General features: G+C 57.9%; 14 protein-coding genes and 2 pseudogenes. 7 read left to right on the top strand and 9 right to left on the bottom strand.

The features are described 5' to 3' along the window. Positions 1-110: 110 nt before the first annotated feature. Positions 111-731, top strand: coding sequence for a TerC family protein (locus tag ABIE40_RS27700; RefSeq protein WP_199630034.1), 621 nt, complete (start codon positions 111-113; stop codon positions 729-731). 304 nt (positions 732-1035) lie between these two features. On the opposite strand, the gene ABIE40_RS27695 is transcribed toward ABIE40_RS27700, so the two are convergent. Beyond that, positions 1036-1275, bottom strand: coding sequence for a hypothetical protein (locus ABIE40_RS27695; RefSeq protein WP_199630029.1), 240 nt, complete (start codon positions 1273-1275; stop codon positions 1036-1038). Positions 1276-1570: 295 nt separating this feature from the next. On the opposite strand from ABIE40_RS27695, the gene ABIE40_RS27690 reads away from it, so the two are divergent. After that, a complete protein-coding gene (locus tag ABIE40_RS27690; protein ID WP_199630030.1) occupies positions 1571-2038 on the top strand; it encodes an Hsp20 family protein in 468 nt (155 codons plus the stop codon). 92 nt (positions 2039-2130) lie between these two features. After that, entirely contained in the window at positions 2131-2418 is a 288-nt protein-coding gene (locus ABIE40_RS27685) for a hypothetical protein (protein ID WP_199630031.1), read from the top strand. A 250-nt stretch (positions 2419-2668) separates the two neighbouring features. Here ABIE40_RS27685 and ABIE40_RS27680 read toward each other — a convergent pair whose 3' ends face one another. The 5 genes and pseudogenes from ABIE40_RS27680 to ABIE40_RS27660 form a co-directional block, all read right to left on the bottom strand. Then, on the bottom strand, positions 2669-2896 hold the full coding sequence (locus tag ABIE40_RS27680) for a cupin domain-containing protein (protein WP_199630032.1): 228 nt from the start codon (positions 2894-2896) through the stop codon (positions 2669-2671). A 447-nt stretch (positions 2897-3343) separates the two neighbouring features. After that, a complete protein-coding gene (locus ABIE40_RS27675; protein ID WP_199630033.1) occupies positions 3344-3583 on the bottom strand; it encodes a hypothetical protein in 240 nt (79 codons plus the stop codon). A 1264-nt stretch (positions 3584-4847) separates the two neighbouring features. Then, positions 4848-6037, bottom strand: a protein-coding gene (locus tag ABIE40_RS27670) for an IS3 family transposase (protein ID WP_199630049.1) whose coding sequence is annotated in 2 segments (ribosomal slippage) — positions 4848-5785 and positions 5785-6037 — 1191 coding nt in all. Because the reading frame shifts where the segments join, the coding sequence is not laid out codon by codon here. Positions 6038-6548: 511 nt separating this feature from the next. After that, positions 6549-6799, bottom strand: a pseudogene (locus tag ABIE40_RS27665) (hypothetical protein); the annotation flags it as partial. Further along, positions 6750-7077, bottom strand: a pseudogene (locus ABIE40_RS27660) (chromate resistance protein ChrB domain-containing protein); the annotation flags it as partial. The pseudogenes ABIE40_RS27660 and ABIE40_RS27665, both read right to left, overlap by 50 nt. A 243-nt stretch (positions 7078-7320) precedes the next feature. Between ABIE40_RS27660 and ABIE40_RS27655 the strand changes: the two are divergent. Continuing rightward, positions 7321-7611, top strand: coding sequence for an integration host factor subunit beta (locus ABIE40_RS27655; RefSeq protein WP_199630042.1), 291 nt, complete (start codon positions 7321-7323; stop codon positions 7609-7611). Between the two features lie 450 nt (positions 7612-8061). After that, positions 8062-8466, top strand: a complete 405-nt coding sequence (locus ABIE40_RS27650) for a CrpP-related protein (RefSeq protein ID WP_354541190.1) — start codon at positions 8062-8064, stop codon at positions 8464-8466. Positions 8467-8624: 158 nt separating this feature from the next. On the opposite strand, the gene mprF is transcribed toward ABIE40_RS27650, so the two are convergent. The 3 genes from mprF to ABIE40_RS27635 all read right to left on the bottom strand — a co-directional run bounded on the left by mprF (position 8625) and on the right by ABIE40_RS27635 (position 13096). Further along, entirely contained in the window at positions 8625-11228 is a 2604-nt protein-coding gene (mprF, locus tag ABIE40_RS27645; RefSeq protein WP_354541189.1) for a bifunctional lysylphosphatidylglycerol flippase/synthetase MprF, read from the bottom strand. A 440-nt stretch (positions 11229-11668) separates the two neighbouring features. Beyond that, on the bottom strand, positions 11669-11950 hold the full coding sequence (locus ABIE40_RS27640) for a hypothetical protein (protein WP_199630010.1): 282 nt from the start codon (positions 11948-11950) through the stop codon (positions 11669-11671). Positions 11951-12835: 885 nt separating this feature from the next. Continuing rightward, positions 12836-13096: a hypothetical protein gene (locus tag ABIE40_RS27635; RefSeq protein ID WP_130284420.1), complete on the bottom strand. Its 261-nt coding sequence runs from the start codon at positions 13094-13096 to the stop codon at positions 12836-12838. A 177-nt stretch (positions 13097-13273) separates the two neighbouring features. On the opposite strand from ABIE40_RS27635, the gene ABIE40_RS27630 reads away from it, so the two are divergent. Together ABIE40_RS27630 and ABIE40_RS27625 are read left to right on the top strand one after the other, a co-directional pair. Continuing rightward, entirely contained in the window at positions 13274-13609 is a 336-nt protein-coding gene (locus ABIE40_RS27630) for an ArsR/SmtB family transcription factor (protein ID WP_354541188.1), read from the top strand. Positions 13610-13698: 89 nt separating this feature from the next. After that, complete coding sequence (locus tag ABIE40_RS27625) at positions 13699-14097, top strand: PAS domain-containing protein (protein WP_130284418.1); 399 nt, start codon at positions 13699-13701, stop codon at positions 14095-14097.

Raw genomic sequence — 14097 nt, 5'->3', positions numbered from 1 at the left:
CAATCGCGAGTTCTCTCGCAACCGTGACACGGAACTGAGTAAGCGCATGGGCATTTGGCTTTGAGGCGAGTTTGCAATTGAAAAACGTCGGAGATTAGCGTCCACCCATGATGGAGATTTTCACGCCGGCCGGTCTGAGCGCAATGCTGCAGGTGATTACGATTGATCTTGTGCTAGCTGGCGACAACGCTGTAGTCATAGGTCTCGCGGCTGCTGGTCTTGAGCGCTCGCAACGGGGCAAAGCCATCCTTGTCGGTATTCTCGCCGCTACTGCAGTTCGGATAGTTTTCGCCAGCGTCGCAGTCTACCTTCTTGCGATCGTCGGTCTTCTCCTCGCGGGTGGACTTTTACTGCTGTGGGTTTGCTGGAAGATGTGGCGCGAATTGCGGTCAGGCCACCGCCGCGAGGAGGTCCCAGACGAGACGAACACTCCCCGAAAGACATTCCTTCAGGCTGCAACGCAGATCATCGTCGCCGATGTGTCCATGTCGCTAGACAACGTGCTCGCAGTCGCCGGTGCGGCGCGCGAGCATCCGAGCGTTCTTATACTTGGATTGATGCTGTCGATTGCATTGATGGGGATGGCCGCAAACTTCATTGCCCGCCAGCTCAACAGTCATCGGTGGATAGCCTATATCGGCCTCGCCGTCATCCTCTACGTAGCGCTTGACATGCTTTATCGAGGAGCGGTCGAAGTCATGCCTTATTTCATAAACCTGTCGACGGCGTAGACGTGCGCATGGATCCCGGCCCAACTTTAAACGGGCTGCGAGCGGTCACCGAGGTTGAAAGCGATTGCGCTGATTGATGTGAAGCTCCCGGTGCCGGAATATTTGCGCTTCACGACGCGCCTGTGCGTCGGTGGATGACACCGACTTGTCAAAGCTGCGCTCGGACCTGGTCAGCCCCTCAAGTCTCGTGTCGTCAAGGAACAGAGACGAAAGGGGCAGCCCGAACGGCAATGGCCGCGACTAAAGTGTCAGTGCAAGATCGACGCCTTTGCCTGGTGGTCGAGTATGCGCTCGACGCGACCAATCATGCGCAAACCCGCCGCAGCAAGCTTAGGCCAAGCTCGTCGGTTGCGTTGGCGTCGGCCATGTCGTCCATCTGGTGGGCGACGGAAAGAAGGCTGTTAGCGAGCACGGGGCGGTCCATCTTTCCTGCTTCGCGTGCAAGGCGGCGAAGGTTTTCGGCGTAACGGACGGCGAGGCCTGCGGGTGTGGTTGCCAAGACCTTGCGTCGCCCGTCGGGCGAGGTGACAGCCGACCGTCTCATGGCAGCCCCTTCACCTTCGATGAAGAACGTTCCGAGTCGCGAAACGGTGCTAATCCCTGGTTGCTCATGATGCGTCTCCTGGAAATCGGATAAAAATCCTCAGGCAACTAGAAAGATCGGCGCGATTGACATCAACGTCAAGACCGAGCGGGATGTGCTTCAAGAAATTTTTCGTCAGATCTCTTGACGCTCGAAAACCGCGATCCCAAATCGTCGGCGCGGTCGCCCAATGGGGGCCAAAAACCGGAGGCGTGAATTTGCGTCTCCTTCCAACTCGCTTTACGGAGGTTTTGGTATGAGAACTGAACTCGATTTTTCACCGCTGTACCGGTCCAGCATCGGCTTCGACCGCGTCTTCAATCTGCTCAACAATACGCAGCGCCTGCAGGCAAACGACACCTGGCCTCACTACGACATCATCAAGGCAGGCGAGGACGAGTACCGCATAACGATGGCGGTTGCTGGATTCGGCCGGGGCGACCTCGACATTACCCAGGACCGCAACCTCTTGGTCGTCAAGGGAGGCAAGGCCGAGGACCAGCAAGGTGAATATCTACACCGGGGCATCGCAGCACGGAGCTTCGAGCGTCGATTTGAACTTGCCGATCATGTACGGATCGAAGACGCTTCGCTCGCCAACGGCCTTCTGACGGTATCGCTTCGTAGAGAGATCCCGGAGGCCCTGAAACCGCGAAAGATCGCAATCGGTCCGGGCAGCCAGGAGACCGTTTTGCAGATCGAGGCCGATCAGCACGCAGCGTAATCCCTGATTTAGAGGCCGCGGCAGACCGCCGGGTGTCCGTATACGGGACCCGGTGGCGGGCGCCCCGCCTTCCGAAAGTAAGAAATTCTTCCATGCATCATTCTTCAGACATTGCACAGTTGTCCGTCGAGGAGCGCGAGCAGCTCTTTATCGCGGTGGGCCGTCTGCTGGACGGCGCTGCTCTCGAATCCATGGTCGAGGGTAATCGCAAATTCGGTGTCTTATCGAAGACGATGGCCGAGGCCATCCTTCTCAACGCCGACGAACTTGCTCGCGACGACATTCGTCATGCGGAGAACGTGCTCAGGCAGGCGAACGAATTTATCAAACATTTCGGCGCGAGCCATCCGTATAGGATGCTCAGCTACTCGGTTCACTGACGGCCGCCTGCGTAAGGCGCGAACCGTCACGGCTGTATCCTCGTGCATCGTCATGTCGCCCTGCCGATCGCTTTATCAGCCTCCAATTGATCTTATCTGGAGCCGCCGCGCTAACAGCGAACAAGTTGTTATCGGAAGGCGGCGACCCGGCCCGCACGGAGGCCTTGACCGTTCGGTGCCCGAGCGCCTCGACGCACTTTCAAGGCAGCTTTTCCCCAGTGACAAAAACCACTGTGGAATCTCCGGTTCCTCAAGAAGGCATTGACGGCGCGCGCACCGTTTCTCCGAAGTGCCGTTGGTGCTGGTCAGGAACGGATCCAGCGGTGAGATGATCTTGAACGCCCGCGGCCTGAAACGCGAAGGGACCGCAGGTGCCGGATTCGTCATCGACTATAAAGTGGACATTTCTGTCAAGCCCATGGAAAGTCTCGTTCTCGCCATGGTGCACATGCGGCGGGACGAAGAAGTCCTGCAGCATGTGATGCTCCATTAGCGGAATGCCGCGAAGCTTTCAGAATGAGGAAGAGTCACTGCTGGAATACACGTCGTGCACCCCTTTTGGACATTAAGAAGCGCTTTCTGTGTGAGGGAGGGCTCGATCCGCTGCGGGCCCGAACCGAGGAATGTACGTCTGTATCGTCGGAGGCGTTCGTGCTTCCGACACCGGCCGGTTCTTCTGGCAAATACGTCCGAAATAAAATTGACGATCAATAACACTGTCCAGATTATCGACATGAAGACCTAGATCACTGTTAGTATCCTTGCCTTCATCAACGTCGCCGCGACCTCGAGCTTCTCGAATGCGGTTGAGGTTCCTGTCCTTTCACGAGCAACGGGAAGCGGCCAGGTACAGGGCCCTGCGCGCCGACTGCTCGATTGAAGGGCTTGCGGTCCTTATCATTCGAGACCAGATCCGACCAACTCGTCAGTTATCTACGACATCGATATCAAGTCGCTTAGCGAGAGCGGTGACCCTGTTCGTAAAGTCGTCGACCATCGCTTGAACCTGCGCGTCGATTTGTTCGATTTCCCTTGGTGATTGAGCGCTTCGCAATGCTATCGCGCCGATGCTTAGCAAAGTCCGCTGCATGAGGTTTATGTGCTGAAACAGGCCCGCTATGTCATCAACCGTTGCCGGTGTGTCGCCCTTACGCAATTTCGTCAAGATCTCCCCCGCTGCTTCCTGTGTGCTCTTGTGAAATAGTCCCAGGACTGGCAAAGGCCCGAACATCCTTGCCAGATCGGGCAATCCCTATACCGCCCCATGACTTAAAAGACCGCGACGCGCAGTCGGTAAGGGGTTTGGCGATGACCGTCAAGGTGGGTGAACGTGAGGATGTGATCAGGCGCGTAAGGGAAGGGCTCGCTACTCAATACATAGGCGAGCCCCTCCATGCGACACAGAGGTCCGCCAGGTCGCACATTACATCGCTGACCTAATCACATCGGATGACAAGAGTCCCTTCAAATTATCAGTACGGTTGCAGACAAGCATACTTCGAAAACCGATTTCCCCCTCGCCGGCATCGGGGAACCAAAACCTTCTCTTGCGCGTTCGGTGCGAACAATTTCACAAGAGGGTAGCTATGGACACCAATCTCGCCATCGCAGCATTTGCCGCAACACTTTCGTTCGTCTTCATGGTGTGGGCAATCGGTCGTACCTACTGACCGGTCACGAAAAGCCCCAGCGTGCGGCTGGAGCGGATCCGGGAAGTGAGAGTGCTAACAAAGCGAGCTGACCAGCACCCCGAAGCGCTTGGTCCTCGGTTTTGGTTCCAGGCATGTCAACGATATCGTTTGCTCCGGCCTGCGCACCGTCGGGCGTTGTACGGGTCAACGCTTTCAGAACCACAGCAAAGCCCAACTCCGAGTGCGCCAAGCCTACAGGCATCAATGGCCTTCGGCTCCCGCTTCGGCATTGTGGCGGATTCAGCATAAAGAGCTTGTAGGTCAGTCAGCACGTAGGGCCGCGGAGCCTGATGGTAGCGAAGGCTTGGCATGATCGGATCGCCATCGAGCAGCAGGTCATCTGCGATGCCGCTCCGCCGCTCTCGCGTTTGATGGGAGGGAGTTTGAGGTCCCGACCGGCATATTCTAAGCGTCACTACGAGGCACCGAGCCGCTCCATACGCCAACCTCCGGCAGGCACCTAAGTCCCAGGTAAGACTTATAGAGACGGGCCGTATCAATGATCGCGCCCATAGGAATGAAACGGGGTTATGCGCAGTCTCACGGACGCTATGTCTCTTGGGCGCTCAGATCGTCACCAAAGTTGAAGGTTGTTCGGCGGCGACGCCATATCGCGTCGTCGAGCGTAAATTGGGCCATAAACCTCCCAAGACCGTTGAAGAAGCCGACTATCTATACTCGCCCAGCCGGTAATGACGCGCGACGACTCTATCCAGGAAGTGACCTGCCACTGAAGTTTCATCCGGCTGCGATTAGAGCCTCGGCGGTTTTTGATACGCCAAATGGCGGTGTGTTAGCAACCGGCGGAAACGCGAAGCTTCCATATTGCGTAGCGTTGGAGCCGGTTGCGGCGATGATCCCGGCATAGTCCGCCGGGGTTTGGTATCCGAGCGATGAGTGCGGCCGGAAATTGTTATAATCGTCGGCCCATTCTGCGATGGCGCTGCGGGCATGATCGAGCCCGAAGAACAGGCTCTCGTTGAGCAGCTCGTCGCGCATGCGGCCGTTGAAGCTCTCGACATAGCCATTTTGCATCGGTCTTCCCGGCGCGATGTAGTGCCACTCGACCTTGTGATCCTTCGACCAAGCAAGGATGGCATTCGAGGTCAGTTCGGTCCCGTTGTCTGAGACAATCATGCCAGGCTTACCTCGTCGCTCGATAAGCGTCGTCAGTTCTCGCGCGACACGGCGACCTGATATCGATGTGTCCGGGATCGCCGCCAGGCATTCGCGCGTGACATCGTCGACTACATTGAGGATGCGGAAGCGCCTGCCGCAGGCGAATTGATCGTGGACGAAATCCAGAGACCAGCGGGCATTGGCCTTTGCTTCGACGAGGATCGGCGCACGCGTGCCGACGGCACGCCGCCTGGCTTTCCGTTTGCGCACGGAAAGACCTTCCTCGCGATAGAGCCGATAGATGCGATTGACCCCGGAAGGCTCTCCGTCTCGCCGGAGCAGAATGAACAGCCGTCGGTAGCCGAACCGTCGTCGCTCGTTGGCTAGATCGCGCAGCTTCGCTCGCAACTCGACCTCAGGCGGCCGAGAGGATCGATAACGGATCGTCTTTCGATCTGCGGATATGATCTGGCAGGCCCGCCGTTCCGAAAGACCCATGATGGCCTTCAGGTGCGCGACAGCGTCACGCTTGGCGGCAGGCCCTACCATTTTTTTGAAAGAAGCTCGCGGAGTGCGGCTGTATCCAGCATCTGTTCGGCAAGCAGCTTCTTCAGCTTGGCATTCTCGTCCTCCAGAGCCTTGAGACGCTTGGCCTCAGACACTTCCATGCCGCCATATTTGGCTTTCCAGTTATAAAAGGTCGCCTCGGAAATCCCGTGCCTACGGCAAAGATCAGCCGCTTTCGCTCCGGCTTCCTGCTCCTTCAACACTGCAATGATCTGCTCTTCCGTAAATCGCTGCTTCTTCATAAGTCCGTCCTCAATGGGCCGAACTCTAATCCATTCTGGAGGAAATTCTCAGTGGCAGGTCAGAAGCGTGCAATTCAGAATTTATCAACCTTGCTTCGGCACTCTAGGTTCGTCGAGAAGGTGAGATATCTTGACGAATTACCCAGACCAAATAATGCTGATATGGTCCGCTGCTCGCCAATGCAGCGGACTTTTCATCCGCTATTGACGGCTCGTGATAGCACTCAACGCAAGGCTTCGAAACATGGCAAAGGCGCGCGGTATACTCACAGCATCGCTCTTCGTGATCCTAGTCGCGCTCGTCGCCTTAAACCCATTCGGACGGAACCTCGTCGACCCTCGCCCGACTTCTGCGATCAATCAGGCACCCTAACGGGGCTGTAGGCGGTTACCCATGGCTTTCGAGATCTGGCCAGCGATCGTCTTGTATCGACGAGGTTCGCGGGCTCAGAGAGCAAATTTCGCTTTCCACCATTTCCTTGAAAGCGAATGTCGAAACTTGTCTCCTCAACGCGGCGGCGAGTCCGATCATGACGTTGTTCTTCAGAGACCTGCTGCCGATACAACCGACCTCACCGAGCACAATCGCAAGGACCGCGGCGTTTGGTCCGAAGAACAGCGCCGGGACTGCGCAGACGTTTTCGTAGAGCGCGTAGATCCAGCTCAGTCCATGATCGCGATCGCGCCCGGCAGGACGAAGAGCGTTCCAGCGATCCTCGACGTCGAAGGGCGTTGCGCCGAAGCGTTCGCCGACAAGCGCAACCTTGGAAGCCGGAACGACGGGGAATACGGCAGAAGGATCAACGAAGCGACGAATTAGCCAGGGTCAGGCGGTGCGGTCGATCTTTCAACGAGAGCGCGTAACCCAGACCGTTCGACCCTGCGGGTCGCGCGGGGGCAACTTGTTATCCGGCACCAGGTTGCCCTCTGTCCTTCTCCAAGCCTCGAAGCCGCCTTCAAAGTACCTCGGCCTGAATTCCGACATGCCTCAGGTGGGCGGCGACGCCGTGGCTAAGTTTCTTTCCCCGCTGGCAGATGATCTCGGCCGCTTCGGTAATTGCGGGTCCCTGAAATCTTGAATGTGGATCTGCTCTAGCTCTACTGGCCGTCCAATAGCCCTGTCCTGTCGTCTTTCCTCGCAGGGAACCGCACAGTCATGTCCTGGTCCGGGTCCAGGATGAAATCCCGGATTTTCTCCGCTCGGCAAGTCATATATAGCGAAGTGGATGACCTGAAATGAAGTAAAGAGTTATGGGCCACGGGGATTGGACGAGGTTTTCCAAATGATCAAATCAGAACTGATTGAGGCTGTTGCGGCTCGTAATCCTCACCTGTATCGTCAGGACGCAGAGAAGATCGTCGAAACAATCCTCGAGAGTATTGTCGAGGCGCTCGAAAGAGGAGAACGCGTAGAGATTCGCGGGTTTGGTGCTTTCCAGGTTCGATATCGACCGTCACGCGCTGGCCGCGACCCGAGCAACGGCAATGCGGTCTTCGTCGAAGAAAAGTGGGTGCCGTTATTTCGCCCAGGCAAGGCGATCAGTGATCGGCTGAACGAACCCAGGAGGGGCTAGGCTTCCCTCGCCCTCGGTGTGCGGCCGCTAGCTGAAGACGCCTCTATTGCTGACCAGCCAGCCATATCTGGTATCTCCGCTGACAAAAGAAGCCAGACCTGACCGTGCCGTCGCGGCGCGATTTGCTCCGAAACGGTGCCGCGACTAGAATTGTGTTGCGGTTGTGCGGCCGTCGAAGCCCACTGAGCGCGTCCTCGGATCGAGCACGCGCAACGCCGCACTTCCAAGCGGTCATCCCCAATTTCGAATTTGCCCCGGCAAGATTATCGGTTTCGGATGATGGCAGCTTGGCTCCGAACAACGCAACTCTTCCGATAGGCAGGAGGGCTATGAAGACACAAGTCCGACGGCACGCTCATTCACGCGCCTGTGGCGTTGCATGCCTGGGTTCTTCTCGAAGAGTTAAGAACGAACAGAAAACGGTGTTGGGGCGTCTGGGCTAATATTGACATGGATGTTTACCAGGCGACACACGGCCCGACCACGCTTGGGAAGAGCGATTGGCAGGCTCCAAGCCGGTACGCTAGCGGACCGTACCCCGGCTTTTGCCGTTTTAACGGCAATATGCAAGTTTCACGCAAGCCTCGCTCCACAGAAGTTGCCCGGCCGCAACGCTCAAGCGTAACGTGCAGCATGGAGATCCGGATGGGGTTTGACGTTGACGCTATACTCGACTGGCAACAGCGGGGCATTAATGCGAGGATATTGGGGCGCTCCGAACGCGATAATCCTGTTCTCCCTTATCTCGAAAACGCCGGATCGCAAATCGAGAAGGAGAGCTGGCTCTTCCGGGCAGAGGCATGGTTCTTTGGCTGGCGAATAGAGGACGCGTCCCGCGTTAAACTGGGCGCATGATTATTCTGCGGTCAAGGTGCGGGCACACCATGCCTTCCCGAGAGCCTGCAGGAACTAGAGCAATCCAAAAGCGTCTTCTGCCGGCCGAACCATTGGCCCGGCCGAGCCGCGGCCCGGGGCCGACTGCAGTAAGGTAGCCGCTGTTAATCTCAGCGCGATCATTTCCTGACGACTCCCTTCAATCCGCCGCCGATGAGAAAGGTCGCATCCATCAACGCGATCATCGGATTGCCCCCTCCTGAAACCGCAAGATAGCGCGGTTGCCAGTGCGGATGAAACTTTGATTTGAATGCCCGAAGGCCTTTGAAATTGTAGAAGCGCTCGCCGTGCTCGAAGACGGTGCTGCCGATACGGTCCCATACCGGCGCCGTCTCGCGCTTCGACATGCCCGAAAGCGGTGCCATGCCGAGGTTGAAGTGCTTGTAGCCCTCGGCTCTGAGATATTCCATGATCTGTACGAAGAGGAAGTCCATCGAGCCCTTCGGCGCTTCCGGCGAGAAGCGCATCAGGTCGATCGTGCCCTCGGACTTGGTTTCGGTAACGAGGATATTGGCGAAGGCGACGATCTTGCCGTCCTTCTTCAACACGCCGACCGGCTGCGAATTGACATAGTCGGGCTCGAAAGCGCCGAGCGAGAAGCCCTTCTCCTTGGCGTTGTGGTCTTCAAGCCAGGAGCTGGAGACCACCGAGAGATCACCGAGAATGGCCGGTACGCCGTCGGCGGGAATGACCTCGAAGCTCAGGCCATCGCGCTGGGCGCGGCTTGCCGTCTGGCGAAGGTTCGCCCACTTGCCGCCCTTCATCTCGAAGGCGCCGAGATCGGCAACGGCGAGTTCGCCGAGCTTGAAGGCGCGCAGGCCGGCATCGGCACAGTGCGACAGCAACCCGGGAGAAATCTGGTAGAACACCGCGCGGCAGCCTGCGGCGCGCGCCGCCTCCACAAAGCTCCAGACGAGTTCGGGAGCGGCCTCCTGATTTCCAATCGGTCCGAACAGCGCGATCCAGGAGCGGCCTTGGCGGCCGTACATGATGAAGGCATCGCCCTTTTCGGAGAACATGATGCTCTTGTCGGCCATGCGAACGAGATTGGCGTCGGCATAATCCTGCGCCTTGACGATATCGACGGCGCGCTGCAGCGCCTCCTCGGTTGCCGGTTCCGGGCGGAAGGTCGCCGGGCGCAGCAGGCTGAAAATGGCGATCGCCGAGGAGATGATGGTGATGCCGAGCACGGCGCGCAGGCCGCGCGGCGCTTCGGCGGCGAATTCGAATTGCCACCAGAGCTCGTTGCTGTACTCGACGTCGCGATAGACGAACAGCAGGATGACGACCGCGCCGACACAGATGACGGCAATCGCCATCAGCCAGGCCGCCGTCAGCGTCTGGTTCAGAAGCGAGGCATGGCGAGTGAAGAGCCGGCGGCTGACGAACAGGCTGAAGATCAGGATCGCCAGGAAGATCGCCTCGACCAGCGCGATCGCCTTCAGGAGCGACAGCGCCAGCGCCAGCACGGCCGAGACCACCGAGACCAGCCAGGCGCCGTCGAGACGCTGGCCAAGACCGCGGGCGGCGACAACGAGCGCCAGGCCGAACAGGCTCGACAGGAAATGCGCGCCTTCGACGATCGGCAGCGGCAGGTAGTTGGCCAGGAATTCGAGGTTTTCGTCTGGCGTCGGCGTGACGCTCGAGAAGATCAACATGACGCCGAGGATCAGCGCAAAGGCCGACAACAGCTGCGGCGTCAGGCGTCCGCCGATGCGACGGATGCTCGATGCGGCCGGATGATCGACGAAGCGGCGAAGCTCGGTCAGCGATACCGCAAGCACCGCGATCAGCAGCGGCAGCACATGATAGATCAGGCGGTAGAGAACCAGCGAACCGAGAACCGCATCGATATTCACCGCGCTGCCGAGCGAGGCAATAATGACGGTTTCGAAAACGCCGAGACCGGCCGGAACGTGGCTGAGAACGCCGAGACCGACGGCGATCGCATAGACCGCCAGAAACACCGGCCAGCTGATCGCCGTCTGCGGCAGGAGAACGTAGAGAACGGTCGCCGACGCCGCGATATCGAATGCGGTGACGAGGAACTGGCGCGACCAGGTGCGCGAATCCGGCAGGCGGACAGCGATCGGGCCAAGATTGACGGCCCGGCCATCGCGGCCGAGATAGACGACGAAACCAAGCCCCGCCAGGATCGCACCGGCGATAATCCGCAAGAGCAGCGCATTGGTATTGATCAGCGGTCCGATTTCATCGGCGATGATCATCAGCGCGATTGCCGCGACGCTGGCAAGACCGAGACCGAAGGAGAGCGTCACGAAGGCGATGACGCGGCCGATATCTTCGGGCGTCAGGCCGAGGCGCGAATAGGCGCGATAACGGATCGCGCCGCCGCTGAGCGCGCCGAAACCGGCAGTATTACCGACCGCATAGGCGCTGAAGGCCGTTAGCGCCACATGCGGAAAGGGCAGCTTCTTGCCGATATAGTCGATGGCGTTCAAATCATAGAAGATCAGCGCGAAGAAGCTGAGACCGGTGAAGAGAAGCGCGAGAAGGATCGAGCTGACACGGGTATCGGCAAGCGCTTCGACGACGTCGTCATAGCGAACTTCATCCGTAAGCTGCATGATGGCATAGCCGACCATGCAGAACAGGATCAGCGTCGCGGCTGCCACGAGCTGCGTGCGATATCGCCGGAGAAAGCCGCGAAACCCACCGGCCTCTTCGCTTTCCATCTCTTCCAGACTGTTCTGACTCGCCATGTTACCCCTCGCGGTTGCGGTCGCCGCCGCTATCAAAGCGGCGTTTTAAAACACCGGCATCAGGATTCAACTGGTCCGTCGTCAGAAGAGCCGCATTTGATGGGGTAATCACGGACGTCGGCCGATTGAGCGAAGCTTTCGATGAAATGCTTGGGCCGGTCTACAACCGATCTATCGGTCAGATGTCTTGGCCGCGGGTACGCCCCAAGACTTCGTTGATTGTCCTTCCCTGGTCGTTTCATGGTTTACGAAGCCATAGCGGCCCGCCATTCTCGGGAAGGATCAGCGAATTTCCAGTGGCTTTCCACCAAAGCGAAATCTCTGTCACTATGTCTGGCGTCTGAGGTCGGTTATTCGGGTGCCGTTCTCCATGTACGGCCTTTCGCCTCGCAAACAGACAAACGGCACTCTCATGCATGCCGATTTTGCAAGGCAGCCTGTTACAATGACGTCACGACGGATAGGAGCCCCACTTCTCCACCTGCTTGTGACTCTACGGCCGGCGAGTCTTCAAATGGTGGATATTGGTTCTGCCAAAACCTGTTGGCGCTCGTCAAACGGGAGCGCCTTGTTGTTGCGTCAAGCTGCGCCGGCTTTTCGGTCGAGAGGCTGACGGGATCCTTCAAGATCTGGTTTACCAGCAATCGCTTGATTGGGATTGAAGCCTTTGGTAAATAATCGAGCACCGCTTTTCCGTGGTTCGTGAAGCGGTTCTTTTTCATGAAGTGCTACTTGGGCCACCGCGATCGGCGCATTCCTCGCGGTGGCCTTTTTGTATACATGATAAGCCGGCGGTACGTCGAGGACTTCCGAGCGCCGGTGTCTGTAGCGAGCCGAGCAGGTTTCAACGAGACGGCCGAGATCTAATTGCAGCGCGCTCTCCTGATGTGTTCGCGATTTTGATACCGTTGACGAACAGTGGGCCCTGGGGCGATGGGATCTTGGTTGGAGGCGGTCGGTGACAACGAAGGCTATTAATCCCGTACTGCGATAAGCCTGCGTGCTTTGTTGTAACACCCTGCTGCGCGCGTGACGCTCATGGCGCTGGCACGGATGGACGGCCGGCATGTTGGTACGGTAGCGTACTCTCGACATCACCCGCAGAAGGTGTACGTTGCTCTCCGGCAAGTGGTTTGGATCCAATTGCCACTGAGATCGCCCTGCAAACCCCAGGCTTCAACCCAGCCCCATCCGTGGGGCGATCTCCTTTAGGTGTGACAGAGCACTTACATTTGCAACCGTGTTAATTGCGCCTCAGCGGCATCTCCAAGACTGCTTCACGCAAACGCCATCTTGCATGCGGAGCGGGGGCCTCGAGCGACACTCGGAAACCTGCTGCCCGCAATGGAGGTTTTGCGATTGCCAAATCGCACAGGTTTCTTTGAGCCGATCTGGGTGCATGCAAAAAGGTCAGCGCTGAATGCTAACTTGGACGCCGCTGCCCTGCCCAGGTCAAAGACGTGGGCACGCTCTTGCATCGACTGAAAGAGCCTGACACCCGATCGTGTCACCAACAATCAGATGCCGATGGCCAGACACACCGAACGTCTGTTGGTTCCGCAGGCCCAAAAAGGAAAAGCCCGCGCGAGGCCGGCGCGCGGACTTTGCTAGACACTGGCGACGGGTTGTCGAGGCGAGGCAGAGCCGAACGCGTGCGGTTGGGTTTCCCTTCGAAAAAGTCCGAATTCGCGTCTCGGGCGATAAAGCAGTTTTTGCTTGCTCGCAAAGCTGATCATGTCGTGCAGCACATTTGCATCCGCCTTCTCCTCAAAGAGCGGGGCCATGTTCATCATCTTCCTCGCGGTCTTTCTGGACAGCCCGCCCCAGCGGAAACGACCGATGACCTTCCCAAAAAGATTGATCTGCAACAGCGCTACCGAAAGTGCCGGGCGCTCAATCCTGCTAGCTTCCGCCACTTACGCCGCGTCACGTGCCGAGCTCGTCTGATGGCCGTCTGATCGGATGCAGCAAATCAATAAGCGGTTGCAAGGCTTTCTGCAAAGCGCCTATAGACACGAAGCGCTGAAGAAGTCGGACGTTGACCGATGCTTTGCGCCGCAACTGCACGCCCAACAACAAAAATGTCCATGATGCATCCAGATCTGATTGAAAAGTCGAAACTTCTCTCTGCCATGGCCAACCCGGTCCGCCTGAAAATTCTTTCGATCATTTCCAACGAGGAAATCCGAGTAAGTGAACTGGGTGAGCGACTTGAAATCAGCCAGTCAGCCTTATCACAACATTTGTCGATCCTGCGGGAGGGCGGGCTTGTCGTCACCCGCCGTGAGGCGCAGAGCATCTTTTACTCAACTGGCCACCCGGGTGTGTTGAAGCTCTTGCGGTCGTTGAAGGACATCTATGCCGTACCCATGTCAGAATAAGGTGCACAAAAAGTCCGGATGTTCGCGATTCGCCGCCTTGAAGTTGTTATGCGAGATGGCATTCTCACCTGGAAATTTTGGTGGTGGGGATGACGGACAGCTTCGAATTTTCGACGTCGATTACGACCGAGCGCATGCCTGACCCGGGCCTCTTCACCTGGGACCTTTCTAGCGATCTTGTCTATGCCGACAGCGCCGTTGCGTCGCTTTTCGGGCTAGACCCGTCCATGACGGAGAGGGGGCTTCCTATCAGAACCTACCTTGAGCGTGTGCACCCTGACGACCGGGCGTCATTGGCGAAGCAGATCAGCGATGCAATCATCGCGGAGCATCCCACGGAGCAATTTTACCGCACGCTCGGCTTGCTGGGAAAGTACAATGCCGTGCGCGCCTTCGGGCGTTGCTTTCGAGACAAAACCGACAATCCCGTCCACTATGCCGGAGTGGTGATACCCGCACCTTCCACAGGTCAGGTCACCAGCAACTGA

Source organism: Rhizobium sp. OAE497, assembly GCF_040546565.1.
Classification (GTDB): Bacteria; Pseudomonadota; Alphaproteobacteria; order Rhizobiales; family Rhizobiaceae; genus Rhizobium.
Note: the sequence above shows the minus strand (reverse complement) of the source record. Positions and strands in the feature narration are given on the sequence as shown.

What these genes read in the sequence shown, in the direction of transcription:
- ABIE40_RS27700 (WP_199630034.1), top strand. Translation starts at nt 111, where the DNA reads ATGGAGATTTTCACGCCGGCCGGTCTGAGCGCAATGCTGCAGGTGATT.
- ABIE40_RS27695 (WP_199630029.1), bottom strand. Translation starts at nt 1,275, where the DNA reads ATGAGACGGTCGGCTGTCACCTCGCCCGACGGGCGACGCAAGGTCTTG.
- ABIE40_RS27690 (WP_199630030.1), top strand. Translation starts at nt 1,571, where the DNA reads ATGAGAACTGAACTCGATTTTTCACCGCTGTACCGGTCCAGCATCGGC.
- ABIE40_RS27685 (WP_199630031.1), top strand. Translation starts at nt 2,131, where the DNA reads ATGCATCATTCTTCAGACATTGCACAGTTGTCCGTCGAGGAGCGCGAG.
- ABIE40_RS27680 (WP_199630032.1), bottom strand. Translation starts at nt 2,896, where the DNA reads ATGCTGCAGGACTTCTTCGTCCCGCCGCATGTGCACCATGGCGAGAAC.
- ABIE40_RS27655 (WP_199630042.1), top strand. Translation starts at nt 7,321, where the DNA reads ATGATCAAATCAGAACTGATTGAGGCTGTTGCGGCTCGTAATCCTCAC.
- ABIE40_RS27650 (WP_354541190.1), top strand. Translation starts at nt 8,062, where the DNA reads ATGGATGTTTACCAGGCGACACACGGCCCGACCACGCTTGGGAAGAGC.
- mprF (WP_354541189.1), bottom strand. Translation starts at nt 11,228, where the DNA reads ATGGCGAGTCAGAACAGTCTGGAAGAGATGGAAAGCGAAGAGGCCGGT.
- ABIE40_RS27640 (WP_199630010.1), bottom strand. Translation starts at nt 11,950, where the DNA reads ATGAAAAAGAACCGCTTCACGAACCACGGAAAAGCGGTGCTCGATTAT.
- ABIE40_RS27630 (WP_354541188.1), top strand. Translation starts at nt 13,274, where the DNA reads ATGCTTTGCGCCGCAACTGCACGCCCAACAACAAAAATGTCCATGATG.
- ABIE40_RS27625 (WP_130284418.1), top strand. Translation starts at nt 13,699, where the DNA reads ATGACGGACAGCTTCGAATTTTCGACGTCGATTACGACCGAGCGCATG.